Here is a 24,748-nt window from a genome sequence, read left to right as displayed (position 1 = left end):
AGCGTGTGCTCCGGTGGCCGGCACTCGTGCTGGCCACCGGTTTAGCGCTGTCCGCGTGCACCGGGTCGCCGGTGGTCATCACCACCGCACCGGGGACGCCGTCCTCGCCCACCTCGACGGGCCCGCCTCCGCCGCGGTCGTTCACGCTGACCGCGGGCGGCGACATCCTCATCCACCCCGCGCTGACCGATCAGGCAGTCGCCGACGGTGGCGCCGCGGGCCGCAACTTCCTGCCGTTGCTCTCGGGCATCAAGGAGACGCTGAAGGCCGACCTGTCGCTGTGCCACCTCGAGGTGCCGCTCGGGACCAAGGAGGGCCCGTTCTTCGGCTACCCGTCGTTCCTCGCGCCGCCCGAGGTGGCGAAAGGCCTGGTCGACGTCGGCTACGACTCGTGCTCGACGGCCTCGAACCACACGCTGGACCGCGGTGTCTCGGCGATCCAGACGACGCTGGACGCGATGGACGCCGTCGGCCTCAAGCACACCGGCTCGTTCCGCACTCCCGAGGAAGCCGCCGCGCCGCTGATCCTCGACGCGGGCGGGGTCAAGGTCGCCCAGCTGTCGTTCACCTACGGCTTCAACGGCATCCCGCTGCCGCAGCCGTGGCGCGCGAACCAGATCAACGCCGCCAAGATCCTCGCCGACGCCCGCAAGGCGCGTGAGGCCGGTGCCGAGGTCGTCGTGCTGTCCGTGCAGTGGGGCAACGAGTACCAGCACGCGGCCACGGAGGAGCAGAAGGCGCTGGCCCGTCAGCTGCTGGCCGATCCCGCGCTGGACCTGATCATCGGCACGCACGTGCACGTGGTGCAGCCGTTCGAGAAGATCGGCAAGAAGTGGGTCGCGTACGGGCTGGGCAACGAGGTGGCCCGGCACGCGGAGCCGCGCGGTGTCACCGAGGAGGGGGTGATCGCGCGGTTCAAGTTCGAGCAGGGACCGGAGGGCTGGACCGTCGTCGAGGCGTCCTACACGCCGACGCTGGTCGAGCTGGGACCGCCGATCCGGTTGGTGGACCTCACGCGGGTGCCTGCGACCGATCGGCGGACCCAGGCGATCAACCGGACCGAGGGCGTGGTGTTCAGCATGGGGGCGAACGAGCAGGGGCTGGTCAGGTCGAAGCCCTGAGTTTCGCGAGCACCCGGTCGTACCGCTCGGTCCAGGCCGTGTCGTTGCTCGCGAACTCCGTGACGCGGTCCGGCACGGGTGGTTTCGTGAGCACCGGCAGATAGCCGTCGACCGGCACGAGCGAGTCACTCGTGACGTCGCCGTCCAGCAACGACAGCGTGGCGAGCCCGCAGGCGTGGTCGAGCTGGGGGAGAGCGGCTGCGAGCGCGACCCCGGCGGCCATGCCCACGGACGTTTCGAGGGCTGACGACACCACGCACGGCAACCCGCACGCCTCGGCGATCTCCAACGCCCTGCGCACCCCGCCGAGCGGCGCCACCTTGATCACCGCGATGTCCGCGGCGCCGGACACGGCCACCCTGAGCGGGTCCTCGGCCTTGCGGATCGACTCGTCCGCGGCGATCGGCACGCCGACCTTCCTGCGGACCTCGGCCAGCTCGTCCAGCGTGTGGCACGGCTGTTCCACGTACTGAAGGCCACCAGCCGCCCTGTCCATGGCCTTGATCGCGGTGACGGCCGTGTCGACGTCCCACATCATGTTCGCGTCGACCCGCACGAACCCACCCGGCCCGAGCGCGTCCCGCACGGCTTCGAGCCGTGCGCAGTCCTCGATGAGCGTGGACTCGGCGACCTTGACCTTGGCCGTTGAGCAGCCGGACCGCGCGACGATCTCGTGTGCCTTCTCGGGGCTGACGACCGGCACCGTGCAGTTGACCGGGATGCGGTCGCGAACCGGTGCGGGCCAGCCGTCGTGAGCGGCTTCCAGGGCGCACGCGAGCCACGGCACGGACTCGTCGTCGTCGTACTCCTCGAACGGGCAGAACTCGCCCCACCCGGCCGGTCCCTCGAACAGCAGACCGGTGCGCTTCGTGATGCCGCGGAACCGCGCGCGCATCGGGATGGAGTAGACGTGCACGCGCCGATTCAAGCGCACTTCTGGAGCTCCAGCGAATGCCCGCCACCCCGCAGGTTGACCGTGCCGACGGCCTGGATGTCGAGCAAGGTGCACACGATCTGCTGAACCGCGGCCCTGCTGAGCAGCGAGACGTCGGTGGAGATGCGGACGTCCAGGCCGTTCGCCACCCGGTCGACGGTGGCGGGCGCGGCGTCGAACGGGACCTCGGTGGTCAGGCCGCGGCCCTGCTCGGCGCCGGTGGGGCCCCGGGCGAGCAGGGCGACGACGTCGTAGCCGCTCAGGCTGCCCTGCGGGCGGCTGACCCTGACGACCTTGCCCTCGGACACCCAGTAGAGCGCGGGCGCGGTGTTCTCGACCGGGCCCTCCGGTGCCTCCAGGCCGGGGATGGGGTCGGTCGGCCGGATGCCGCACCCGGCGACGAGGAGAAGAACGAGCACAAGCTGACGCAGGGGTCCCCTCCAGGGGGTCCCCCTGTTTCCATTCTCCCAGGCAGCACCGACAATTCCGGGCCTCATCGCTCACCTCCCAGCGGCAGGCGAAGCGTGAACAACGCCCCGCCACCCGGCCGGTTCCCGGCGACCAGAGTGCCCCCGTGCAGCCGCGCGTTCTCCCAGGCGATCGCGAGCCCGAGCCCGGAGCCCTCCGACCGTCCGCGCGCCGAATCCGCCTTGTAGAACCGCGCGAACACGTGCGGCAGGACGTCCTCCGGCAGCCCCGGCCCGGAGTCGGCGACCTCGATCACCAGCGACGACTCCTCCACCGAGAGCCGCACGGACACCGGAGGCGCCCCGTGCCGCAGCGCGTTGCCGACGAGGTTCGCCACGATCACGTCCAGCCGTCGCGGGTCCAGTCGCGCCCGCACGTCCGGCGGCAGCGTGGCGGACACCTCGAACCCGCGCATCCGCAGCGTCCGCGACACCACCTCCGCCACGTCGACGTCGTCCAGCGCCAAGGCCGCCGTCCCCGAGTCGAACCGGGTGACCTCGATCAGGTCGTTCACCAGCCGGGTCAGGTTCTGCGTCTCCCGGTTCACCAGCCGCGCCGCCTGGCCTGCCACCCCTGGCAGGGCGGCCGTCTCGGCGTCCAGCACGTCGGTCACCGCGGTCATGGCGGCCAACGGCGTCCGTAGCTCGTGCGACACGTCCGCGACGAACCGCCGTGCGTCGGCCTCCATCCGCCGCAGCTCGCCGACGTGGTGTTCCAGCGAAGCGGCCGTGCTGTTGAACGTCGTGGCCACCGCCGCCAGCTCGTCGCGTCCCCGCACCGGCACCCGCGCCGACAGGTCGCCCTGCCCGAGCCGCCAGGCCGCCATCCGCAGGTCCCTGACCGGCCGCAGCACCCCGCGTGCCGCCAGGAAACCCATTCCCAGCGCCAGGACCAGTCCCGCGCCGCCGATCAGCCACGCGTTGCGCGCGAGCTCGTCGACGACCTCGATCTCGGACGTGAACGGCCGCAGCACGTACACCTCGATGCCGGAGGAGCCGCCGCCGGACACCCGCATCTGCATGCCCACGACGAGCCACACCGCGCCCGCGTACGGCACCCGCTGCCAGCCGACCTGCCCGGACGACACCAGCGACTGCAGCTCGGGAGTGATCACCGACGGGTCCATCGACCCGGCGGACACGCCCCGTGCCCGAGCGAGCGCCATGCCCTCCCGCCCGGAGACCTTCCCGGCGATGCGCTCCAGCGAAGCGGCGTCCGGCGGCCTGGCGGGCAACGGGTACAGCTGCTCCACCCGGTTGGTCGTCTCGATCACGGCGTTGTCCTGGGCCCGCTGCACGATCGCGTCACGCGACCGCACGTACCCGGCGCCCGCCACCGCCACCGCGGTCACGACGCTCAGGAACGCGAAAGCGAGCAGCAGCCGCAGGCGCAGCGTCACAGCGGTCCGAAGCGGTAGCCGAAGCCGCGCACGGTCTGGACGTAGACGGGCGCCGCCGGGTCGTCCTCGATCTTCGACCGCAACCGCTGCACGCACGCGTCGACCAGCCGCGAGTCGCCGAGGTAGCCCTGGTCCCACACGGATTCCAGCAGCTGCTGCCGCGACAGCACCCTGCCCGGTGACGAGGACAGCTCCAGCAGCAACCGCAGCTCCGTGGGCGCGAGCGGCACCGGCCGCCCGAGCCGCGTCACCACGAGCCCCTCGCGGTCGATCGTCAGGTCGCCGTAGCGCTCGGCCGCGACCTCGGGCACCGGGAGGGACGACCGTCGCAGCACCGCGCGGATCCTGGCCTCCAGCACACGGGCCTGCGCTGGCTTGGCCACGTAGTCGTCGGCACCGGCCTCCAGCCCCGCGACGACGTCGATGTCGTCGTTGCGGGCGGTCAGCATGATGATCGGGAGATCACCGGCCGCGCGGATCCGCCGGCACACCTCGAACCCGTCCACGCCCGGCAGCATCAGGTCCAGCACGACCACGTCCGGTGCGACACTCGTCAGCAGGTCGAGACCCTCCTCGCCCGTGCGCACCGCGTCCACGGTGTGGCCCTGGTAGGTCAGGGCGAGGGACAGTCCTTCCCGGACCGCCTCGTCGTCCTCGATCAGCAGTACGCGCGGCATGTCCTCCAGCCTTCCCGACGGGTCTCATGAGGACGTCCTTGCCGTGTCATCGTTGCGTAACGGCCCGGCTCACGCACCCAGCCGCTTGCGCACGAACGCCGAGGCCTGGTCGACCACGACCACCAGGACCAGCACGACGAGGATGTGCGTGACCATCTCGTCGAACCGGAACAGCTTGATCGACTGGTTGATCAGGAAGCCGATCCCGCCCGCGCCGACCAGGCCGAGCACGAGCGACGACCGCACGTTGACGTCCAGCCGGTAGAGCAGCAGGCCGGCGAGAGAAGGCAGCACCGTCGGGAGCACCGCGTGCAGCGCGATCTGCGGACCGGACGCGCCGGCCACCCGCAACGCCTCGCGCGGCCCGCGGTCGCTCTCGTCCATCGCCTCGGCCCAGAGCTTGCCCATCACGCCGGTGTTGTGGAACACCAGCGCGAGCACGCCCGCGAACGGCCCGAGGCCGACGGCCGTCACGAAGATCAGCGCGAACACCACGTCCGGCACCGAGCGCAGGAACGACAGCACCGCGCGGGCCGCCTGCCGCCCCCACACCGCGGACGTTGTCGCCCTGGACGCCAGAAGCGCCAGCACCAGCGCGAACGGAATGGAGAACGTGGTGCCGAGCAGTCCGATGTAGAGGGTGATCACCGCTGCTTCGAGCGACTTGCCGAGCACCGAGAGGTCGGGCGGCAGCGACTCGGAGAGGAAGTCGGCCATGCCCTCCCAGCCCGCGACGAGCGCGGCGGGGGAGAACTCCGTGGCCTGCCAGGCGAGCACGTGGACGACCACCACGACCGCGGTCACCACCCACGCGGTTGCCGAGGGCCATCGCCTTCTGGGCACCGTGATCGTCACACCGCCACCGCCGTCCGCATCTCCACGATCCGGTGCGCGTACCGCTGCGCGAGCTCCGGCTGGTGCAACACCGCGACCACGGCCATCCCCTCGGCCGCCAGGTCCACGAGCAGCTCCATCACCTGCACGGCGGCCTGCGGGTCGAGCGCCGACACGGGTTCGTCCGCGAGGATCACGTTGGCGCGCTGGCACAACGCCCGCGCGATCGCCACACGCTGTTGCTGCCCACCGGAAAGCCGCGCACACCTCTCCAGCGCGCGGTCCGCGAGCCCGACCCGGTCGAGGCACCGCACGGCTTCCTCGCGAACGTCCTGCGGGTAGAACAACGAGCGGTGCAGCGGAAGCCGGCCCAGCGCGCCGGAACACACGTTGTCCAGCGCGGTGCGGCGGCCGACGAGGTGGATCTTCTGGAACACCATCGCGGCGCTCCCGCGCACCTCGACCGAGCCGCCGTCCGGGGTTTCCAGCCCGGCCGCGCAGCGCAGCGCCGTGGACTTGCCAGAGCCGTTCGGTCCGAGCAGCGCCACGAACTCCCCGGCCTCGACCCGCAGGTCGAAGCCGTCCAGCACGGTGCGGCCGCCGAACGACTTGCGCAGACCGCTGACGGCGAGCATCAGACGTCCTCTTCCTTGAGGCCCAGCGTCGTCGCGAGGTCGAACAGCACCTTGTAGGTGTCGTTGTCCACGCGCACGAGCGGTCCGGGAGGGGTGACGTCGAGGAACGCGCCGACCTTTTCCACGTCCGCGGTTTCCAGCTCCAGCAACGCCTTGCGCACGCGGTCCTTGAACGACGCGTCGAGGTCGCCGCGCACGGTGATCGGGTCGTTCGGGATCGGCTCCGACTTCCAGATCTGCCGGAACTTGGCCTCGTCGAACGTGCCGGCGGACTTCGCGGTGGCGAGCTGCTGGCTGTTGATCTCGGCGGCGTCGACCTTGCCGTTGATCAGGGCGAGCATCGCCTCGGGGTGGCCGCCCGCGTAGTCGAGTTTGACGTCGGCCACGCCGTGCTTCTTCAGGCCGTAGCGGGGAAGCGCGTCTCCGGACGCCGAACCGACGCTGCTCAGCGCGAGCGACTTCCCGCGCAGGTCTTCGATCTTCTGCACGGGGGAGTCCTTCGCGACCCAGATCCCGGCGGTGTAGCTGGTGAGCTTGCCGGTGCCGTCGGCGAACGAGACCAGCGGCTCGGCCTTGGCCTTCTGGGACGCGAAGACGTAGCCGAGCGGGCCGAACTCGGCGAGCTCCAGCTTGCCGTTGCGCATCGCCAGCACCTCGGCGGCGTAGTCGTCCACGATCTGCAGCTCGACCTCGCAGCCGAGCTTGCGCGTCAACGCCTTGGCGAGCACCTCGTACGCGGGCTTGAGCCGCGCCGGGTCCTCGTACGGCTCGACGCCGAACCGCACGTGGCCGTTGTTCGGGCAGCCGCCGCTCGATGTGGAAGTCGTTGTGCCACAAGCGGTTGTCAGGACCAGTGTCGCGGCGAGCACGGCACGGACGGTCTTCATCACAGCTCCTGGAGGAGGTCGTCGAGCACGGGCGGGGCGAGGCCGAGCGCGGTGGTCATGCCGATGCCGGAGGTGACCGAGACGGCCCTGACCCGAGGGGCGGGCGTCGCGGTCAGGAAGGGGTGCGGGGCCGACGCGTAGATGCCGCGCCAGCGTTCGAGGACGTGCAGCGATCCGACGCCGAGCAGCCGGGCCGTCTCGGTGAGCACCAGGTCGTCCAGGCGCTCCGGCCGGTACGGATCGACCGTGCGGCTGTAGTGGTGGGTGTCGCCGATCGTGAGCGAGCCGTCGGGGAGCTGGGTGAACATCAGGTTCAGCCCGGCCTCGACGAGTTCCGGGTGGTCGTTCGTGAGGCGTTCGCGGACCTTCTCGATGCTCGGGCAGCGCGCGAACGCGTCGTAGCGCAGCATCGAGAACCCGGTCAGCACGGCCGGGTCGATCACGCCGTCGTGGGCGACACGCAGCATGTGCAGCCGGCAGCGCTGGATCTCGTGCTGTTCGGCCAGCTCCGGGAAGAACCTGTCGACGTCGTGCCCGACCGCGACGACCGCGGCGCGGCACCGGATTTCGCCGCGGGCCGTGCGGACCAGGCCCGGCTCGACCGTGAGCACGTTGGTGGACCAGTGGAACGCGACACCGCGCTCGGCGAGCAGCGCCGCGATCGCGTGCACGGCTTCGCGCGGGTCGACGCGGACGTCCAGCGGCAGGAGCGCGCCTTCGCCGGTCAGCTCGATCTCGCGGACGGAGGCGAACTCCTCGAGAACAGCGCGTTCGTCGTCGTGCCTGGCCACGACGAGCGTTCCGCTCTCCCGCAGCCAGAAACCGGCCTCGTTCGCGAGCTTCAGCCACTCCTCGCGCGCGGTCATCGCGTACTCGAACGCCACCCCGTCCTGAGCGGTGAAGCACCCGTGCCCGAAGTTGCGCACGGACGCCCCGACCGCGTGCTCGTCGCGCTCGACCACGGCGACGGAGAGACCTCTCCGCACCGCGTGCCAGGCGTGCGCGAGTCCGACGACCCCCGCGCCGACGACCACCAGGTCCACACTTGTCATGACAAGAACGATGAGCTGCTGCGGAGGGAGACGCAATGGCTGTTCTGATGTGTTCACTTGGTGTTCAGACTTGTTATGACATGTATGGTTGGCGGCATGGAGATGCCCCTGCACGAGCGCATCGCGGCCGATCTGCGGCGCCGCATCGCCTCGGGTGAGCTGGCCGTCGGCGCCCAGGTGCCGTCCGAATCGCAGCTGTGCGCCCAGTGGGACGCCTCGCGCGCGCCGGTCCGGCAGGCGCTCACGACGTTGCGAGCGGAGGGCATGATCGGCGGCGGTCGCGGCAAGCCGGCGGTGGTGCGCAGGCACACGCTGTCGCAGCCGTTCGAGACGTTCCTGTCGTTCTCCAGCTGGGCCGCGGGCCTCGGGCACGTTCCGGGGCAACGAACCCTGGAGATCGCCCGCCGCCCAGCCTCGGCCGAGGTCGCCGACGCGCTGGCGCTGGACGAGGGCACGCCGGTCGTGCAACTCCTCCGGCAGCGGCTGATCGACGGCAGGCCGACGATGCTGGAGCGCACCACGTTCGTGGAGTCCGTGGGGCGCCTGCTGTTCGACTTCGACTGCGACAGCGGATCGCTCTACCAGTACCTGGGCGAGCAGGGCGTCGACATGACCGTGGCACGGCACCAGATCGACGCGGTCGCGGCCGACGAGACCGACAGCGATCTGCTCGAAGTGGCCGTGGGCGCACCACTTCTGCGCGAGCGGCGGCGAGCGTCCGGTGTGGACGGTCGGCCCGTCGAGTACTCCGACGACCGCTACCGCCCGGACATGGTCAGCTTTTCGATCGAGAACTCCCAGCAGGCGCACCCGGCGCTGCTGCGGGACTGGAGGGCGTCGTGATCGACCTCGTGGTGCTGGACATCGCCGGCACGACGGTGCAGGAACACGGACTCGTCTACCGGGCGCTGGCGGACACCGTGACCGCGGCGGGCGGATCGGCGGACGACGTCGGGCGCTGGATGGGCGCCGACAAGCGCGAGGCGATCTCGTCGATGCTGGGGCGCTCCGATGTGGACGCCGAGTTCGCCGGCTTCCACGAGCGGCTGGCGAAGCTGTACGCCGAGTCGCCGCCGACGCCGTTGCCCGGTGTGCCGGAAGCGTTGGCACACCTGCGATCGACCGGCGTCAAAGTCGCGCTGACCACCGGCTTCGACCGGCCGATCGTGGACGGCCTGCTGGACGTCCTGGGCTGGCGCACCGGCGTTCTCGACGCGGTGGTGTGCGTGGACGACGTGCCGGCCGGCCGCCCGGCGCCGTACATGATCTTCAAGGCGATGGAGCTGACCGGCGCCCGCGACGTGCGTCGCGTGCTGACCGCGGGCGACACCGTCCGCGACCTGGAGGCCGGGACGAACGCCGGTGCCGGGTTCGTCGTCGGCGTGCTCAGCGGCAGCCAGACCGCCGAGGAACTGGGCCGGACCCGCCACACGCACCTGCTCCCCGGCGTGGCCGACCTCCCCGCCCTCGTGGCTTAGAACGATGAACGGCGCATTCGTCCACCTCACGTGGACGAATGCGCCGTTCATCGCGCACCTAGTCCAGGGCGGCGGTGTGGCGGAGTTGCTCGGGAGTGGGGTCGGAGACCAGCACGTTCAAGGCGGCCGCGAACCGGTCGAACCGCCGGTCGAACTCGGCCAGCTCGCGTGAGGGTTCAGCGACCAAAGCCGCCCGCCCCGCCTTGGGCACGGCGGTCGCCAGCGCGTCCCGCAGCGGCTGGGACCGGCGCAGGGCCACGAGCAGCGTCCACAGCCGTTGCTCGACCAGAGCCACCTGCACCGGGTCACCGGTGACCCGCAGGAAGTCCTCTCGCACGGCCGTGGCGCGGCGGCGTTGCGCGGGGCAGGTGAAGTCGGTCGACCGGACGACCTGGCCCTCCGGCGCCGACTTCGCGAGCGACTCCTCCGACCGGAACCGTCTCGTGGGGACGGTCCCCGCCGGGTTCCACATCCACCAGAACGTCATCCGACCAGGTCGTCCGCATCGACGATCTTGTACGCGTAGCCCTGCTCCGCCAGGAACCGCTGCCGGTGCGCCGCGTAGTCGGTGTCGAGCGTGTCGCGCGCGACGACCGAGTAGAAGTGCGCCTGCCGTCCGTCGCCCTTGGGCCGCAGGATCCGGCCGAGCCGCTGGGCCTCCTCCTGCCGCGAGCCGAACGTGCCGGACACCTGGATGGCGACCGAGGCCTCCGGCAGGTCGATGGAGAAGTTCGCGACCTTCGACACGACCAGCGTGCGCAGCTCGCCGCGCCGGAACTGGTCGAACAGCTCCTCGCGCTCCTTGTTCTTCGTCGATCCCTTGATCACCGGCGCCCCCAGCTCCTCACCCAGCTCGTCGAGCTGTTCCAGGTAAGCACCGATCACCAGAGCCGGCTCGTCGGGATGCTGGTCGAGCACCCTTCTGACGACGGGAATCTTGGTCCGCGCGGTAGAGCAGAGCTTGTAGCGCTCCTCCGGCTCGGCCGTCGCGTACTGCAGCCGCTCGTTGTCGGTGAGCGTCACCCGGACCTCGGTGCACTCGGCGGGAGCGATCCAGCCCTGTGCCTCGATGTCGCGCCACGGCACGTCGTAGCGCTTCGGCCCGATCAACGAAAAGACGTCGCCCTCCTGCCCGTCCTCGCGCACCAGCGTGGCCGTCAGCCCCAGCCGGCGGCGCGACTGCAGGTCGGCGGTCATCCGGAACACCGGCGCCGGCAGCAGGTGGACCTCGTCGTAGACGATCAGGCCCCAGTCGCGCGAGTCGAACAGCTCCAGGTGCTTGTACTCGCCCTTCGACTTGCGGGTGATCACCTGGTAGGTCGCGATCGTGACCGGCCGGATCTCCTTGCGCTCACCCGAGTACTCGCCGATCTCGTCCTCGGTGAGCGACGTCCGCGCGATCAGCTCCCGCTTCCACTGCCGCCCGGCCACCGTGTTCGTGACCAGGATCAACGTGGTCGCCTGCGCCTCGGCCATCGCCGCCGCGCCGACGAGCGTCTTGCCCGCGCCGCACGGCAGCACGACGACGCCGGAGCCACCCGCCCAGAACGCCTGGGCCGCGAGCCGCTGGTAGTCGCGCAGCTTCCAGCCGTTCTCGTCGAGCTCGATCGGGTGGGCCTCGCCGTCGACGTACCCGGCGTGGTCCTCGGCCGGCCAGCCGACCTTGAGCAGCAGCTGCTTGAGCCGCCCGCGCTCGCTCGGGTGCACGACGACCGTGTCGTCGTCGATGCGCGCGCCGAACATCGGGGCGATCTTCTTGTTGCGCAGCACCTCTTCGAGCACCGCGCGGTCGTTCGAGTGCAGCGTCAGCCCGTGCGCCGGGTTGTTGGTGAGCACCAGCCGCCCGAACCGGCTCATCGTGTCGACGACGTCCACCAGCAACGGCTGCGGCACCGGGTAGCGGCTGAACCGCACCAGCGCGTCCACCACCTGCTCGGCGTCGTGCCCGGCCGCGCGCGCGTTCCACAGCGCCAGCGGCGTCACGCGATACGTGTGCACGTGCTCCGGCGCGCGCTCCAGCTCGGCGAACGGCGCGATGGCGGTCCGCGCGTCGTCGGCGAGCGGGTGGTCGACCTCGAGCAGCAGCGTTTTGTCCGACTGGACGATCAGTGGGCCATCGGTCACGCGTACAAGTCTCCCTGACGACGCCAAATGCGTTCGACCTGCGTCAACTGGCGAGAACAAGTGTGAGGCGACACACGCAGCCCACACCGCGTGTCGTACTTTCTCGGCCATGAGCACCGAGTCGACTGATCCCGTCGAGCCGCCGGCCACGGTGGTACCGGTTCCCGAAGAAACCGAGACCGACGAGTCGCCCAAGAAGAACTGGCTGAAGTTCGTCATCGTCGGCGTGCTGGCGGTCGCGTTGATCGGCATTGGCACGTGGGCGGTCACCTCGCTCAACGGCACCAAGGCCGGCGACTGCGTCAGCGCCTCGCCGAAGGACGTCGACAAGCCGGACGGCGAGTGGAACATCTCCTCGCTGAACTGCGGTGACGCCAAGGCCACGCACCGGGTCGCGAAGGTGCTGAACAGCGCCGACGAGCCCTGCCCTGAAGAGGGCATCTACGAGCAGATGAAGTCGGGCCGCACGTTCATGTGCCTGATGCCGAACCTCGCCGAGGGCAACTGCTACACCTCCAGCGACGACGGCGCCTTCAAGAAGGAGGCCTGCACCACCGAGTCGCCCGTGAAGATCGTGAAGAAGGTCGACGGGCTGCCCCAGGAGGGCACGGCGTGCCCGGAGGGGTCGAGCGAGCTGCGCTTCAGCGAACCCGCCTCGGTCTACTGCATGGGTGTGCACGAGGGATCCTGATCGGGTGAACTCGGTTGAGTTGAGCGACGCCTGACGCCGATACCCAGGCCATGAAGAAGGTCGGCCTGGGTCTCGCCGTTGTCCTCGCGCTCGTCCTGCTCGGCGGGTTCGTGCTGAACCAGCTTGGTGACGTGGCGACGGCGGCCAGGGTGGGCGACTGCGCGCGCATCTCGGGCACGCACGACAACCCGAAGTACCAGGCGCTCGACTGCGCCTCGGAGCAGGCGACCGTCAAGATCGCCAAGATCCTTCCGTGGAACGAGGACAAGTGCCCGTCCGGCGGCATGGACTACTCGACCTACACGGGTGACTCCACGTTCTGCCTCATGCCGAACTTCGTCGAGGGCGCCTGCTACGGCCAGGACCCCGACAGCGGCATCACCAAGGTCGACTGCTCGACCAAGGACGCGGTGAAGGTCGCCAAGGTGCTCACCGGCAAGACCGACCGCGCGGCCTGCGGATCCGCCCGCGCGGCGGTCTTCCCGGAACCCGCCGTCACCTTCTGCCTCGAACGCGGCGACAAGCAGTGATCTTCGCGTAAAGCCCGCCGCCGCTGATCGTCCACGTGCGACCCTCTGCGGCGTGATGAACGAGGAGACCGCGGCAGGGACCGGCCTGGGGAAGCGGGTGCTGACCTACGCGGCCACGTTGCTCGTCGCGGCCGTCGCGATCTACGGCATCTCCGAGTTCCTGACCCCGGTCCAGCCGCCGAAGAAGGGTGACTGCGCGTCCCTGACGGGCACCATCGGCGCGGGCCGCTACCGCCCCGTCGACTGCTCGGACTCCAGCGCGAACTACGTGGCCGAGGGCACGGTGGCCAGGTCGCAGTCGTGTCCCAACAGCGACGACCTGAGCTGGGTGCCCGTGCGGGCCGTCGACCCCGACCTCCGGTTCTGCCTCGTGCCGCTCTACGTCGAGGGCGAGTGCTACACCAGCGCGAAGTCCGGTTACGACCTCGTCGTCGCCGGCTGTGGCGAGCAGGACGCGTTCAGGGTGACGGTGGTCAGCAGGAACGTGCCGGCGCCGGCGTGCGGGGCCGGTGCGCAGATCCGCGCGTACCCCGAGATCAAGCTGTCCTACTGCCTCAGCCACGCCTAGCCGCTGCCAAGCGGTCGTAACGTTTCCGTAAAGCGCTCACGGATTCCGGTCCCGCGTGGCAACCTCTCCTCCGGCCGTTGTCGGGGGGCCAGGGCCACTTGGGGTAATCGGAAGCAGGAAATCAATGAGCAGCACTGAGCCAGTCGCGCCCGCACCTGCGCAGGAGCAGGCGCCGGAGCCCAAGAAGTCGGGCATCGGCAAGCGGATCCTGACCTACATCGTCGGCCTGATCGTGGTCGGCGCGGGCGTCTACGCCTTCAACTACTTCACCAGTGACGTCGCCCAGGCCAAGGTGGGCGACTGCGCGAGCGTGACCGGCACGACGAGCAGCCCGCAGTACAAGGTCGTTGAGTGCGGCTCCGCCGAGGCGACCTACACCATCGGCAAGTCGCTGGGTCTCAACGAGAGCTGCGGCAACGACTCCTACTCGGAGCTGACCGAGAGCGCGCGTCGCGGTCCCAAGACCAAGCTGTGCATCGCTCCGATCTTCGCCGAGGGCAAGTGCTACAGCGACTCGACGACGTCCATGGACGTCAAGGCCGTCGAGTGCTCGGGATCCAGCCTGTTCAAGGTGAGCAAGGTCGTCAAGGACGCCGCCGCTCCGCAGTGCGCCGAGGGCGAGCAGGCCCTGACGTACCCGGAGCTGAAGCTGAACTACTGCGTCGGCCTTCCGGCGTAACAACTCCGCACAACAGTTCGACCTAGTGGAACCGGAGTCGTGCACAACGGCTCCGGTTTCGCCGTTCTTCGCGTTACCCATCGGAGAGGAACCAAGGTGACCACCCCCAACTACCCGCAGCAGCCAGGGCCGTACGGCCCGCCTCCCGGTGGGCAGCCGCAGCAGCCGTACGGCCAGCAGCCTCCGCCCTACGCGCCGCCGCAGGGTCCGCCCCAGCAGGGCTACCCCGGCGACCCGTACGGCCAGCAGCCGCCCGGCCAGCCGAACCCCTACGGTCCGCCGCCCGGCCAGATGCCGCCCGGCCAGCCGATGGGTCAGCCCATGCCGTACGCCCCGCCGCCCAAGAAGGGCGGCGCCGGCAAGATCATCGGCTCGATCGTCGCGTTCGTGCTGGTCGCGGGGGCTGTCTTCGTCGTGAAGGCGCTCATCGGCGGCGGGCTGAGCAGCCTCACCGAGCCGTCGGCCAAGGCGGGTGACTGCGCGAGCGTCACGGGCACCACGATCAGCCCGAAGTACAAGAAGGTCGACTGCAACTCCTCCGAGGCGAACTACTTCATCGCCAAGGCCATGAACAGCACCTCGGAAGCCTGCCCGTCCGACGAGTACGCCGAGTACACCGAGTCCGGCCGTCGCCGCTCCTCGCTGAAGCTCTGCCTCGTCGAGAAGCTCGAAGAGGGCAAGTGCTACGAGGAAGAGCTGGTCAAGATGAACATGGAGGGCATGAAGGTCGTCGACTGCTCGAAGGGCACCAACGAGTTCGCCGTCCAGAAGATCTACAAGGTCGAAAAGGTGGTCAAGGCCGCGACCGCCGAGTGCGGTGAGGCGACCCCCATCTCGTACACCGATCCCTCGCCGGGAATCACCTACTGCATGAGCCTGCTCGCCGGTAAGTGATCAAATCGAAAAGGCGGGCCGTGAAAACCGGCCCGCCTTTTTCGCATTTTCGATGTCGGGCGACAACTAATTCGTCGTGCCCGGCGGCAGAAGCTGCTGCACGTCCAGACGGCCGGAAAGCACGTCCTCGGTGTCCATCATGTCGGCGACCCGCTGGAGCCGGATCGGGTTCAGCGACAGCGGGAACGTGCCCACGGACACGAGCGCAGCGGTCGGCTGGTCGACGTCCGCGTAGCTGGTCAGCGAGTCCTGCACGGCGAGCTTGTTGGCCTGCGCCCGCTGCTGGGCCACGCGCAGCACGTCGCGGAACACCTTGAGCGTCTTCGGGTTCTGCTCGGCGAACTTCTTCGACGACGCGTAGCCGGACATCGGGAAGTCCAGTGTCGGGCCGCGCGCGGTGTCCGTGAGGATCTTCGCGCCGATGTTGCGCTGCGCCTTCGTGATGAACGGCTCGATCATGAACGCCGCGTCGACCTGGCCGGACCTGAGCGCGGCCTCCATCTCGGCGAACGGCATCGGCCGGAACTTGATCTTCTGCTTCTCGACCGCGGCGGTGTCCAGCACGGCACGCGTGGTCAGCGCGCCGATGTCGGTCTCGCTGTTCACCGCGATGGTCGGGGCCTGCTTCTTGGCGGGGTCGTCGTAGTCCGACGAGGCACCCGTGACCAGCGCCATCGAGTTCGGACCTGCCTGGTAGGCCTCGCCCTGCAGCTGCAGTTCGGTGCCCTCGGCGACCGAGCGGAAGAGGCTGACGTGCGTCGCCCACGTGATGTCGAGCGTGGTGTCCAGCTGCTTGATGGCCTCGGCCTCGCTGGGCTGGGTGACCAGGTTGACCTGCAGACCGGCCTTCTCGAACAGCTTCTCGTTCAGTGCGATCCGGAGCGGGGCCACGTCGACGACCGGCAGCACGCCGATGCGCAGGACGTTGCGCTCCACATCCGCGTTGCCGCTGTTCGACGAACTTCCGAACAGGCTGCAGCTCGCGGTCAGAACACACGTGATGAGCACTGCGACAAGCCGCAGAGCTTTGGCTCGGGTAGCCATGGCACCTCTCGCCGGTAGGCCTTGAGTAGCATCAAGTTGATCAGTGAGTGTCGTCACGGACCAGGTCGTCCGCAGTCCCAACTGGGAGTTCGGACGGACTTGAGGCATGCCGACGACCGGGGATGTTAACCACCTGAACGTATGAAAGGACACCCCGTCTCGATACGGTGAGTGCTTCTGGAGACTTCCCCCGAGGAGGGGGTGGCCATTACGCTCCCCGCCGGGTGGCACAGGTCACAGTAGACCGACGTGTCTTCAGAACGGGGTAGGGCGCCTCACCGGGCGAACGACCTCTGTGCTGCAATTCGGCCCGTTTGACGAGTCCATGCTCGGTCCTGGGGAGAGACCGGGACACTGCTGCTGGAAGAGGAAGCCCAGAGTGGCCCGACGTGAGAGAGGTCCCAGCCAGTTTGGCGTGGGTGACACCACACGCTCCGAAAGGCCCGAATCGGGTGACGGACTGGCTGCGCTGGGTGACGGAACCATGACGTCGACACCGGACGTGGTGAAAACCGACACAGGATCCGGACCCGGATCAGGACCTAACCGGCCCGCGGGATGGCGGCTGCGCAACTGGCGGTTGCGCACGAAGCTGCTCGCCGTCCTGCTCATCCCGACGATCTGTGCGCTCGTGCTGGGTGGCTTGCGAGTGCGCAGCGACCTCCAGGCCGCGACGGACCTCAACAACCTCGCGAACCAGATCCGCCTGGAGACAGCCGTCGCGGACCTGGTGCAGCAGCTGCAGCGCGAGCGCGACCTGTCGGTCAGCTACGTCGCGTCGAACAAGAAGGTCGACCGGGTCGTCCTCGAGCGCCAGCTGCGCCGCGTGAACGACACCACCGAGGCGTTCAGCAACAAGATCGCCGAGCTGAGCCCGGACATGAACCCGGCGGCCGTCGAGCGCTTCCAGGTCGCGTTCAGCCAGCTCAACCGCCTGAACAGCCTCCGCAACTCGGTGCGCGACACGCAGTACCCCGCCGAGGCGGTCCAGCGCACCTACTCGGAGTCCATCGACACGCTCATCAACCTCGGTGAGCAGACGCTCGCGGACATCAACGACCCCGAGCTGGTGCGCCTGCACCTGACCACGAACGCCATCGCGCGGATCAAGGAGGAGGAGTCGCTCAAGCGGGCGATCCTCCTGGACGTCTTCCAGCGCAAGGCGTTCACCCCGGCCCAGCTGCGTGCCCTGCAGGCGGCGGACGCCGAGCTCAACGCGGCCCGCAACGACTTCCGCAAGGCCGCGACGCCCGACCAGGCCAAGATCTACGACGACACCGTCACCGGCCTCATCGTCGACACTGCGAACGACATGCAGGAATCGGCGATCAACCAGCAGGCGAACAAGAAGGACTTCAGCCAGCTGACGTCCGAGAAGTGGGACATCGCCGCCACGCTGACGGTCAACCTGACCCGTGACGTCGAGAACCTGCTGATCGAGCAGCTGCAGAACAAGACCGACCAGACCGCGGGCGACGCCCGCCGCAGTGCCTACATCCAGTCGGGCATCGTGCTGGCGGTCCTCGCGCTCGCGTTGCTGATGGCGCTGTTCGTCGCCCGCTCGATCCTCAACCCGCTGCGCACGCTGCGCCGCACCGCCCTCGACGTCGCCGACCACGGACTCCCCGACGCGGTCGAGCGCATCCTCGCGGACCCGAACCCGGAGGACGCGGCCAAGACCGCCGTCGAGCCGGTGCCGGTGCACACGCGTGAAGAGGTCGGTCAGGTGGCGCGCGCGTTCGACGCGGTGCACGGTGAAGCGGTGCGACTGGCCGCCCAGCAGGCCCTCCTGCGCGACAACGTCAACGCGATGTTCGTCAACCTGTCGCGTCGTTCGCAGGCCCTGGTCGAACGCCAGCTGAACCTGATCGACCGGCTGGAGCAGGACGAGCAGGACCCGGACCAGCTGGCCTCGCTGTTCGAGCTGGACCACCTCGCCACCCGCATGCGCCGCAACTCGGAGAACCTGCTGGTTCTCTCCGGCACGGACCTCTCCCGGCGCCTGACCCGGCCCGTCCCGGCCGCCGAGGTCCTCGGCGCCGCGGTCTCCGAGGTCGAGCAGTACGCCCGCGTGCAGGTCGGCCAGACCCCGGACCTCACGGTCCAGGGCCGCGCGGTCAACGACCTCGTGCACCTCATCGCCGAGCTGCTGGACAACGCCACGGCGTTCTCCGACCCGGTCACCAAGGTCACCGTGCGCACGGCGAAGACCCGCAAGGGCGAGCTGGCGATCGAGATCCAGGACCGCGGCGTGGGCATGGGCGACCAGGAGATCCTCGACGCCAACGAGCGTCTGGCCGACCCGCCGGACGTCGACGTCGCCGTCTCCCGCCGAATGGGCCTGTACGTGGTCGCGCGGCTCGCCAAGCGCCACGACATCAAGGTCCGCCTGCGCGGCAACGAGGACATCGAGGGCGGTACGACGGCACTGGTGATCGTGCCGGAGACGCTCATCGCGACGCCCGGCTCCACCGCGCCGTCGACCCCGCCGTCCGGTTCTGGCATCGCGGGTGCGTTCGGCATGCAGCCGCCGTCGGCCGCCGAGCACACCACCGAGATCGGCACCACGGCCACCAGGGCGAGCGGTATCGCCGGCGCCTTCGGCGGGGCCACCGGTGCCATGCCGAAGGTCGACGAGTCGAGCCCGAGCATCCCGGTCAGCTTCGTGCCGAGCGCGCTCACCGACACCGGTGCGGGCGCGACGGGCATCCCCGTCTACAACGAGACGCCGATCGAGGACTCGACGCCGTCCGAGCGGTGGCGGCGCGACCAGCTGGCGGCGGCCGTGGAGCCCGAGGGCTCCTTCGGCGAGCCGACCCTCTTCACGGCCTACGAGGACCGTCAGGAGGAGGAAGGCGAGATCTCCTTCGAGCCGGGCTACGAGACCACCCAGTTCGTGCCGATCCCTCCGATCGACGACGAACCGGCCTCGAGCAACGGTGTGTCGCGGGCTTCGGTGGACACCGACCTCGCGCACCGCAACGGCACGTCGGAGGCCTCCCGCAAGCAGGTCGAGCACGACCTGGACGCCCCGACCGAGCGTCTGCCGATCTACGAGGCAGTGCTCTCGCAGTGGTTCCAGGCCGTCGGCAGCGAGACGTCCGCGTCGGCTGCCGCGCCGGTTCCCCCGGCGGCGGAGAGCTCCGCACCCGCCGAGGCCAACGGACGTGTCGAGTCCAGGCTCGGCGGCACCGACAAGGGCGCGGTCGAGTACATCGACGAGCCGGTGACGACCCCTCCGCTGTCGGACGGGCCGGAGCCGGAGTTGCCGACCCGCACCCCGAAGCCTGTCCCGGCGGTGGCACCCACCACCACGTCGGCCGCTGGTCTGCCCGTGCGCCAACCGCGCTCGCGGGTGAAGCCGGCGGTCGAGGAAGAAGTGATCGCACCCGCCGAGCAGGAGCGAGTTGTGGAACCGGAGCCCGTTGTGGAGGAGACTCCAGCGGCGGCACCCACTTCCGAGTCGGCTTGGCAGTCACCTGCCGACGAGGGATGGCAGGCGGCTCAGGCGTTGTTGAACAAGACGCCGGAGTCGAAGACAGCGGCAGGATTGCCGAAACGGACACCGAAGGCCCAACTCGTGCCAGGATCTGCAGCACCCAAGCCGCAGGCCGTGACACAGACAGCACAGCGGCCCCCGCTGCCGCCCCGCTCCGCCGACGCGGTGCGGGGACGGATGTCGAGCCTTCAGAGTGGTGTCCGGCGAGGCCGGCACGCATTGATCGAGGCATACGCTGGTGACCAGTCGAGCCGGCAGAACGAGGAGCAGGAGTGACGACCGCAGCGCAGCCAGGCAGCTTTGGTTGGCTTATCACCGACTTCGTGCGGAGGGTGCCCGGCGTGGCACATTCCGTCGTGGTGTCCGCGGACGGGCTGTTGCTCGCGGGGTCCCAGGGCCTGCCCAGGGACCGTGCAGAGCAGCTCTCCGCCGTCGCGTCCGGACTGGTCAGCCTCACACAGGGTGCTGCCCGCTGCTTCGAGGCAGGCGGGGTCAACCAGACCGTGGTCGAGATGGAGCGGGGCTACCTGTTCCTCATGTCCATCAGTGACGGTTCGTGCCTCGCGGTCCTCGCGGCACCAAACTGTGACATCGGTCTGGTGGCCTACGAGATGACGCTTTTGGTGGAGAGAGTCGGTCAACAACTCACCCCTGAGCTGCGCGCGCAGCTTCAGGGTGTGGTCCGTCGCTAGACCTCACTTGAAGTTCAGGGGTGAGAAGAGATGGCTGGAAGATCTGGCGCTAGAGGCCGGGGCTTCGGTAGGAACTTCAACTACCAGGAGTGGGCCGCTGGTGGGTTCCAGTTCGACGAGCCTGACGCGATACCCCAAGAACCAGAGGAAGCCGAGGACGCACCCCACGATGAGCGGGTTACAGGGCAAGGGCTAGGCGATATGTCTCAGCGTGAGGTGGATGACTCGTCGTCGTACCAGTACGACGACGTGCCGAACCGGTTCGACATAGACGGGTACGGCACCGGGTTGTTCGGTGGCCCCGGTGCGGACCTCTTCGGCCAGCACGAGATGCCGGACGCGGTGCCGGAGCAACTGCCGTACACCACCGGGCCGCAGCCGGTGTACAGCACCGGTGCGCAGCCTGCTGTGCGTCCGGAGGAAACTTCTTCTGCGGACTCGGGTTCACTGGTGCGGCCTTACACGCGCACCGGTGGGCGCACACGACCCGACTACGACCTCGCGATCGAGGCGCTCATCTCGACCAGCGAGCGCGGCCTCGAACGGGACGCCGCCGTGCTTCCCGAGCACAGGTCGATCTGCGGGCTGTGTGTGGACACGCGGTCGGTGGCCGAGGTCGCGGCACTCCTACGCTTGCCACTTGGCGTCGTGCGGGTGTTGATCGGCGACATGGCAAGCATGGGATTGGTTTTGATTCACCAGGGCGGTCTGGTCGTGGGGGACCGGCCTTCCATGGAATTCCTGGAGAGGGTGCTCAGTGGGCTTCGCAGGCTCTAGTCCCCAGGGCGCCGAGGGCGCACGGAAGCCGACGACCTCCGCCAAGATCGTGGTGGCGGGTGGCTTCGGTGTTGGCAAGACGACGTTCGTCGGCTCGGTGTCCGAGATCGTCCCGTTGACCACCGAGGCGGTGATGACCGAGGCCAGCGCGGGGGTGGACGACCTCTCCGCAACGCCCAACAAGGTCACCACGACGGTCGCGATGGACTTCGGCCGTGTGTCGCTCGACAGCGACCTGATCCTGTACCTCTTCGGTACACCGGGTCAGCACCGGTTCTGGTTCATGTGGGACGACCTCGTGCGGGGTGCCATCGGCGCCATCGTGCTGGTCGACACCCGCCGTCTCGCCGACGCGTTCGCGTCCATCGACTTCTTCGACGACCGGCAGCTGCCGTACGTCGTGGGCGTCAACTGCTTCGACGGCCTCCTCCACCACAGACTGGAGGACGTCCGCGAGGCGTTGACGATCGACGAGTCGGTGCCGATCGTGACGTGCGACGCGCGCAACCGGCAGTCGACCAAGCAGACGCTCATCACGCTGGTCGAGCACGCCATGCGCCAGTGGATGTCCGTCCGCGCCGGCTGATCTCCTTCACCGGGACAACCTCACACACGTGAACGACGAGGCGAGCGCCACCTTCGGGTGCGGCGCTCGCCTCGTCGTTGCGCATGTCAGGGAGTCGTCCTGGTGCTCTCCTCTCGGCCGGCCTGGAGTCGGGTCGTTCGATCAGATGTGCAGCTGAACCAGGTTCGGCAGCAGGCACACGCTCAGGATTCCCAGCGCGGTGATGTTGGGGCAGCCGGACGGCTCGACCTCCTCCGGGCAGTCCTCTTCCTCCTCGTCGCCCTTCGGCTCGTCGACGGCCGCGGCGGTCTCGTCGGTGATCGTGACGGCGGCTTCCAGGACCGGTGCCGGTTCCGGTGCGGCCGCGGGTGTCGGCGGTGCGGCCACCTCGGGTGCCGGAGGTGCCGCGACTTCGGGCGCGGCAGGCGGCGGGGCGACGGCGACGTCGACCGCGGGTGTGTCGGTCGTGGCCGCGGCGGACGCGTCGACGCCGATGTGCGTGAACGGAACACCGACCGACGCGTCGGCCCAGATCTCCGCGTGACCGAGGTCCAGCGCGAGCTGGATGCCGTCGTTGTCGTCGAGGTCGAGAGTGATGCCGCTGCCCGTGTTGAGGCTCGCGCCCGCGCCCAGGCTGACCGGGATCGAGTTCACGTTGTTGTTGTAGGCGCCAACGGTCACGTTGACGTTGTTGTCCCCGAGAATCTCGATGATCGGGTCAGCCTGAGCTGTTCCTGTTGTGAACGGCAAGGCGAACGCCAATGCCGTTGCGGTGAGGACGGCTCTGCTCGCCCACCGGGTGATGGCCATTTGCGCTGCTCCTCCTTCGTCGAGCGAGCGTCGTGAAACGCTCACGCCACTCGACGCTAGGTCGCCACGCGCACACGCAAGGGTGGACGTGCGGTTCGTCCGGGGGATGACCGACAGTCAGTCCTCGTCCACCAGTGCGGCGGACGTGATGCGATGAAGAGGGAACCTCAGCACCTCTCCGTAGCTGTGGTCGTAGCCCTCCAGCACGCCACCGCCGACCACGTGCGGCTCGATCACGCGCTGCGCGGCCGTGCCGTGGGAGTCGACGAACCCGACGAGCACTCTGCGTCGCGCCCGTGCGGCCTGCTGGAGCAACGACAGGGTGGCGGACGGCCCGGCGCCGAGGTGGCCGGGGACGGCGACGCGTTCACCCCGTGGTGTCGCGGCGGCACGATCGCCCGCCCGCACCAGCCGGACGAGTTCACCCAACCGCTCGTCGGCGGGCACGGTCGGTGACGTGACTTTGCGCGCGGACCGCTGCCGCGGCGTGGTCCGGCGACCGCCCGTCCGCAGGTCGAGGACCTGGCCGTCGGGGCCCTCCGCGGCCGGGGCGAACCCGGCCGAGCGCAGCCCGTCCAGCACGTCCGCCAGCGGCAACGGGCTGACCAGCACCGTCGGCGCGATCCGGCGCAGCTCCAGCCGGGTGGCCTCCGGGTGGGCGAGGACCTCGCTGATCAGCACCGGGTCGTCGCACCGCAGGAACGAACCCGCGGCGCCGCCGCGCAGCCTGCCGTGGCGGCGCGCGGCGTCGTCGATCAGGTACGTCAACGACTGCGGAACCGGCGTGCGCGAGCGCGTCTTGAACAGTTCGTGCAGCTCGTCGGCGGTGCGTCCGGCGTCGAGGGCGCGGCGGACGGTCGTCTCGCCGATCCGGTAGACCGTCGCGCTGCCCGCCGACTCGACGTCCGCGACGAGCGCCATCTCGTCCGCGAGCTCGGGTTCGAGCCTGCCCGGCGCGATGACGGTGAGATCCGCCTGCACCAGCACGTGGTCGAGCGGTGCGGGCAACGCGTCCCCGAGCGACTTGGCGGCGTGGCCGGGGCCCTCGTCGAGCAGCACGCGGCCAGCGCTGGTGATCGCGCCGAGGGCGAGCACGCCGACCGCGGTGCCCTCCTCGACGGTCCAGCGCACCAGCTCGTCGCGCTGCCGCCCGCCCCTGCGCGGCGCCCGCCAGGCGAGCAGCGCGGCGAGGTCTCCGGGGTCCGCGATGGCGGTGCCCTTGGGGAACGCGGCGAGCGTTTCGAGGACCCAGCGGCGGTCGCGGGGTGCCTGGGCGCGGCGGATCTCGTCCGCGAGCGGGGTGAAGAGCTTGTCCTTCTCGTCGCGGCGGCCGACCAGCGCGGGCAGCCTCGGCAGCTCCAGCCAGGCGTGGGCGAGCGTGGCCCAGCGGACCTCGGCGGTCGCGGCCAGCCACACGTCGGCCTTGGTCGTCGGCACCCACTCCGGCTCGGCGGCCTCGGTGTTCGCGACGAGGTCGGCGCCGACCACCAGCTCGATCAGCAGCGCGGCGCGGCGTTCGTCGACGTCGAGGTCCTTGGCGACCTTGCGCAGCTCGCGGACGCCCAGCCCGCCGGTCCGCAGCACCGGCGGCGGCTCCGCCGACCAGCTCGCGATCAGGTTCTCCACGTGCCGGACGAGTTCGAGCGCCTCACCTCCGCCCGTGGCGTCGATGCTCGCCTGCTGGAGCGTGCTCGTCTTCGGCTTGGGCTCGGTGACCTGGATCGGGCCGAGCGGGCGGTCGCCGCGCAGCTGGAGTGCGATCTCCCGCGGCAGCTCGACGGTGCCGGGATCGCGTCGCAGCAGCAGACCGCGCGCGAGGAGGCGTTGCACGGGCGTCTCGGCCTTGTCGAGCGGCACGACGCGGGAGGCGTCCTTGGTGTCGCCGATCGGAGGCCCTGCGGCGAGCTTCTGCAGGACCCGCTGCTCGCCCTCGGTGATGCCGCCCAGGTCGTACGTCTGCCCGGTCGCCCTGCCCAGCCCGCCGGGATACGTGCCGAACGCCTCCCGCGTGACCGGAGGCACCGACAACGCGTCGTCGTCACCCCAGACGAGCGCGAGGGACTTCAGCCTGGCCACGGCCTGCTTGAGCGGCTTGGGCTTCACGTCCGGCCCGAGCACCTCGGCGAGTGTGGCCAACGCCACGGGCTCGGTGTCCGCGCCCTGCACGACCAGGCCTTCCAGCACGGCGAGCGTGAACGTGTCGAGGTCCTCGCAGGCGCGCGCGATCGACGCCCTGGTGCCGATCCGCGTCGCGAGCACGGACATATCGGCAGGTGGGGGCGTTGCCAGGTCAGGACGCGCGCGCAGCAGCGCCACGAGAGCGGCGTCGTCCTGGGCGCGCAGCCAGTCGGCGAGAGTGATGCCGGACATTCTCACCACGGTATATGGGC

General features: G+C 69.7%; 25 protein-coding genes. 12 read left to right on the top strand and 13 right to left on the bottom strand.

Annotation, left to right across the window (positions count from 1 at the left end; genetic code table 11):
- Positions 1-5 precede the first annotated feature (5 nt).
- Positions 6-1,121, top strand: coding sequence for a CapA family protein (locus tag IEZ09_RS21725; RefSeq protein WP_189255560.1), 1,116 nt, complete (start codon positions 6-8; stop codon positions 1,119-1,121).
- On the opposite strand, the gene IEZ09_RS21720 is transcribed toward IEZ09_RS21725, so the two are convergent.
- From IEZ09_RS21720 to IEZ09_RS21685, 8 genes are all read right to left on the bottom strand, one after another.
- On the bottom strand, positions 1,105-2,037 hold the full coding sequence (locus tag IEZ09_RS21720) for an o-succinylbenzoate synthase (RefSeq protein WP_189255593.1): 933 nt from the start codon (positions 2,035-2,037) through the stop codon (positions 1,105-1,107). The two genes, IEZ09_RS21725 and IEZ09_RS21720, sit on opposite strands and share 17 nt — an antisense overlap.
- Before the next feature lie 8 nt (positions 2,038-2,045).
- Positions 2,046-2,474, bottom strand: a complete 429-nt coding sequence (locus IEZ09_RS21715; RefSeq protein ID WP_189255559.1) for a GerMN domain-containing protein — start codon at positions 2,472-2,474, stop codon at positions 2,046-2,048.
- 74 nt (positions 2,475-2,548) lie between these two features.
- Positions 2,549-3,922, bottom strand: coding sequence for an ATP-binding protein (locus IEZ09_RS21710; RefSeq protein ID WP_189255558.1), 1,374 nt, complete (start codon positions 3,920-3,922; stop codon positions 2,549-2,551).
- Positions 3,919-4,599: a response regulator gene (locus IEZ09_RS21705; RefSeq protein ID WP_189255557.1), complete on the bottom strand. Its 681-nt coding sequence runs from the start codon at positions 4,597-4,599 to the stop codon at positions 3,919-3,921. Before IEZ09_RS21705 ends, IEZ09_RS21710 begins: the two co-directional genes overlap by 4 nt.
- Positions 4,600-4,668: 69 nt before the next feature.
- Positions 4,669-5,454: a phosphonate ABC transporter, permease protein PhnE gene (gene phnE, locus IEZ09_RS21700; RefSeq protein WP_189255556.1), complete on the bottom strand. Its 786-nt coding sequence runs from the start codon at positions 5,452-5,454 to the stop codon at positions 4,669-4,671.
- The gene (locus IEZ09_RS21695; protein WP_189255555.1) at positions 5,451-6,068 is read right to left on the bottom strand and encodes a phosphonate ABC transporter ATP-binding protein; all 618 of its coding nucleotides are present in this window, start codon (positions 6,066-6,068) and stop codon (positions 5,451-5,453) included. The genes phnE and IEZ09_RS21695 overlap by 4 nt, the downstream gene beginning before the upstream one ends.
- Complete coding sequence (locus IEZ09_RS21690) at positions 6,068-6,955, bottom strand: phosphate/phosphite/phosphonate ABC transporter substrate-binding protein (protein ID WP_189255554.1); 888 nt, start codon at positions 6,953-6,955, stop codon at positions 6,068-6,070. Before IEZ09_RS21690 ends, IEZ09_RS21695 begins: the two co-directional genes overlap by 1 nt.
- Positions 6,955-8,007, bottom strand: coding sequence for an FAD-dependent oxidoreductase (locus IEZ09_RS21685; RefSeq protein ID WP_189255553.1), 1,053 nt, complete (start codon positions 8,005-8,007; stop codon positions 6,955-6,957). Before IEZ09_RS21685 ends, IEZ09_RS21690 begins: the two co-directional genes overlap by 1 nt.
- A 96-nt stretch (positions 8,008-8,103) precedes the next feature.
- On the opposite strand from IEZ09_RS21685, the gene IEZ09_RS21680 reads away from it, so the two are divergent.
- Together IEZ09_RS21680 and IEZ09_RS21675 are read left to right on the top strand one after the other, a co-directional pair.
- Positions 8,104-8,850, top strand: coding sequence for a GntR family transcriptional regulator (locus IEZ09_RS21680; RefSeq protein ID WP_189255552.1), 747 nt, complete (start codon positions 8,104-8,106; stop codon positions 8,848-8,850).
- Positions 8,847-9,485: a phosphonatase-like hydrolase gene (locus tag IEZ09_RS21675; RefSeq protein WP_189255551.1), complete on the top strand. Its 639-nt coding sequence runs from the start codon at positions 8,847-8,849 to the stop codon at positions 9,483-9,485. Before IEZ09_RS21680 ends, IEZ09_RS21675 begins: the two co-directional genes overlap by 4 nt.
- Before the next feature lie 58 nt (positions 9,486-9,543).
- Here IEZ09_RS21675 and IEZ09_RS21670 read toward each other — a convergent pair whose 3' ends face one another.
- Together IEZ09_RS21670 and IEZ09_RS21665 are read right to left on the bottom strand one after the other, a co-directional pair.
- Positions 9,544-9,972 carry a hypothetical protein gene (locus IEZ09_RS21670; RefSeq protein ID WP_189255550.1) on the bottom strand — a complete coding sequence of 143 codons (429 nt, stop codon included), beginning with the start codon at positions 9,970-9,972 and terminating at the stop codon, positions 9,544-9,546.
- A complete protein-coding gene (locus IEZ09_RS21665; protein ID WP_189255549.1) occupies positions 9,969-11,609 on the bottom strand; it encodes a DNA repair helicase XPB in 1,641 nt (546 codons plus the stop codon). Before IEZ09_RS21665 ends, IEZ09_RS21670 begins: the two co-directional genes overlap by 4 nt.
- Before the next feature lie 109 nt (positions 11,610-11,718).
- On the opposite strand from IEZ09_RS21665, the gene IEZ09_RS21660 reads away from it, so the two are divergent.
- The 5 genes from IEZ09_RS21660 (at position 11,719) to IEZ09_RS21640 (ending at position 14,971) form a co-directional block, all read left to right on the top strand.
- Positions 11,719-12,300, top strand: coding sequence for an LppU/SCO3897 family protein (locus IEZ09_RS21660; RefSeq protein ID WP_189255548.1), 582 nt, complete (start codon positions 11,719-11,721; stop codon positions 12,298-12,300).
- A 50-nt stretch (positions 12,301-12,350) separates the two neighbouring features.
- Positions 12,351-12,830 carry an LppU/SCO3897 family protein gene (locus tag IEZ09_RS21655; protein ID WP_189255547.1) on the top strand — a complete coding sequence of 160 codons (480 nt, stop codon included), beginning with the start codon at positions 12,351-12,353 and terminating at the stop codon, positions 12,828-12,830.
- Between the two features lie 55 nt (positions 12,831-12,885).
- Positions 12,886-13,398, top strand: coding sequence for an LppU/SCO3897 family protein (locus IEZ09_RS21650; protein WP_440590325.1), 513 nt, complete (start codon positions 12,886-12,888; stop codon positions 13,396-13,398).
- 124 nt (positions 13,399-13,522) lie between these two features.
- Entirely contained in the window at positions 13,523-14,077 is a 555-nt protein-coding gene (locus IEZ09_RS21645) for an LppU/SCO3897 family protein (protein WP_189255545.1), read from the top strand.
- Positions 14,078-14,173: 96 nt separating this feature from the next.
- Positions 14,174-14,971 carry an LppU/SCO3897 family protein gene (locus IEZ09_RS21640; protein WP_189255544.1) on the top strand — a complete coding sequence of 266 codons (798 nt, stop codon included), beginning with the start codon at positions 14,174-14,176 and terminating at the stop codon, positions 14,969-14,971.
- A gap of 66 nt (positions 14,972-15,037) precedes the next feature.
- On the opposite strand, the gene IEZ09_RS21635 is transcribed toward IEZ09_RS21640, so the two are convergent.
- The gene (locus IEZ09_RS21635) at positions 15,038-16,015 is read right to left on the bottom strand and encodes an ABC transporter substrate-binding protein (protein WP_189255543.1); all 978 of its coding nucleotides are present in this window, start codon (positions 16,013-16,015) and stop codon (positions 15,038-15,040) included.
- A 484-nt stretch (positions 16,016-16,499) separates the two neighbouring features.
- Between IEZ09_RS21635 and IEZ09_RS21630 the strand changes: the two genes are divergently transcribed.
- The 4 genes from IEZ09_RS21630 to IEZ09_RS21615 are packed head-to-tail and all read left to right on the top strand — an operon-like array spanning position 16,500 to position 21,569.
- Positions 16,500-19,790, top strand: coding sequence for a sensor histidine kinase (locus tag IEZ09_RS21630; protein WP_229812813.1), 3,291 nt, complete (start codon positions 16,500-16,502; stop codon positions 19,788-19,790).
- Positions 19,787-20,206 (top strand): roadblock/LC7 domain-containing protein, encoded by a 420-nt coding sequence (locus IEZ09_RS21625; protein ID WP_030470879.1) that lies wholly within the window; start codon positions 19,787-19,789, stop codon positions 20,204-20,206. The genes IEZ09_RS21630 and IEZ09_RS21625 overlap by 4 nt, the downstream gene beginning before the upstream one ends.
- A gap of 30 nt (positions 20,207-20,236) precedes the next feature.
- A complete protein-coding gene (locus IEZ09_RS21620; protein ID WP_189255541.1) occupies positions 20,237-20,983 on the top strand; it encodes a DUF742 domain-containing protein in 747 nt (248 codons plus the stop codon).
- Positions 20,964-21,569 carry a GTP-binding protein gene (locus tag IEZ09_RS21615; RefSeq protein WP_030470877.1) on the top strand — a complete coding sequence of 202 codons (606 nt, stop codon included), beginning with the start codon at positions 20,964-20,966 and terminating at the stop codon, positions 21,567-21,569. The genes IEZ09_RS21620 and IEZ09_RS21615 overlap by 20 nt, the downstream gene beginning before the upstream one ends.
- 141 nt (positions 21,570-21,710) lie before the next feature.
- Here the strand turns inward: IEZ09_RS21615 and IEZ09_RS21610 are convergent, their stop codons facing one another.
- Together IEZ09_RS21610 and IEZ09_RS21605 are read right to left on the bottom strand one after the other, a co-directional pair.
- The gene (locus IEZ09_RS21610; RefSeq protein WP_189255540.1) at positions 21,711-22,358 is read right to left on the bottom strand and encodes a hypothetical protein; all 648 of its coding nucleotides are present in this window, start codon (positions 22,356-22,358) and stop codon (positions 21,711-21,713) included.
- A gap of 117 nt (positions 22,359-22,475) precedes the next feature.
- Positions 22,476-24,728 (bottom strand): helicase-associated domain-containing protein, encoded by a 2,253-nt coding sequence (locus IEZ09_RS21605; RefSeq protein WP_189255539.1) that lies wholly within the window; start codon positions 24,726-24,728, stop codon positions 22,476-22,478.
- Positions 24,729-24,748: the final 20 nt, after the last annotated feature.

Origin of the sequence: Lentzea flava (assembly GCF_014648475.1) — a bacterium.
GTDB classification, from domain to species: domain Bacteria; phylum Actinomycetota; class Actinomycetes; order Mycobacteriales; family Pseudonocardiaceae; genus Lentzea; species Lentzea flava.
Note: the sequence above shows the minus strand (reverse complement) of the source record. Positions and strands in the feature narration are given on the sequence as shown.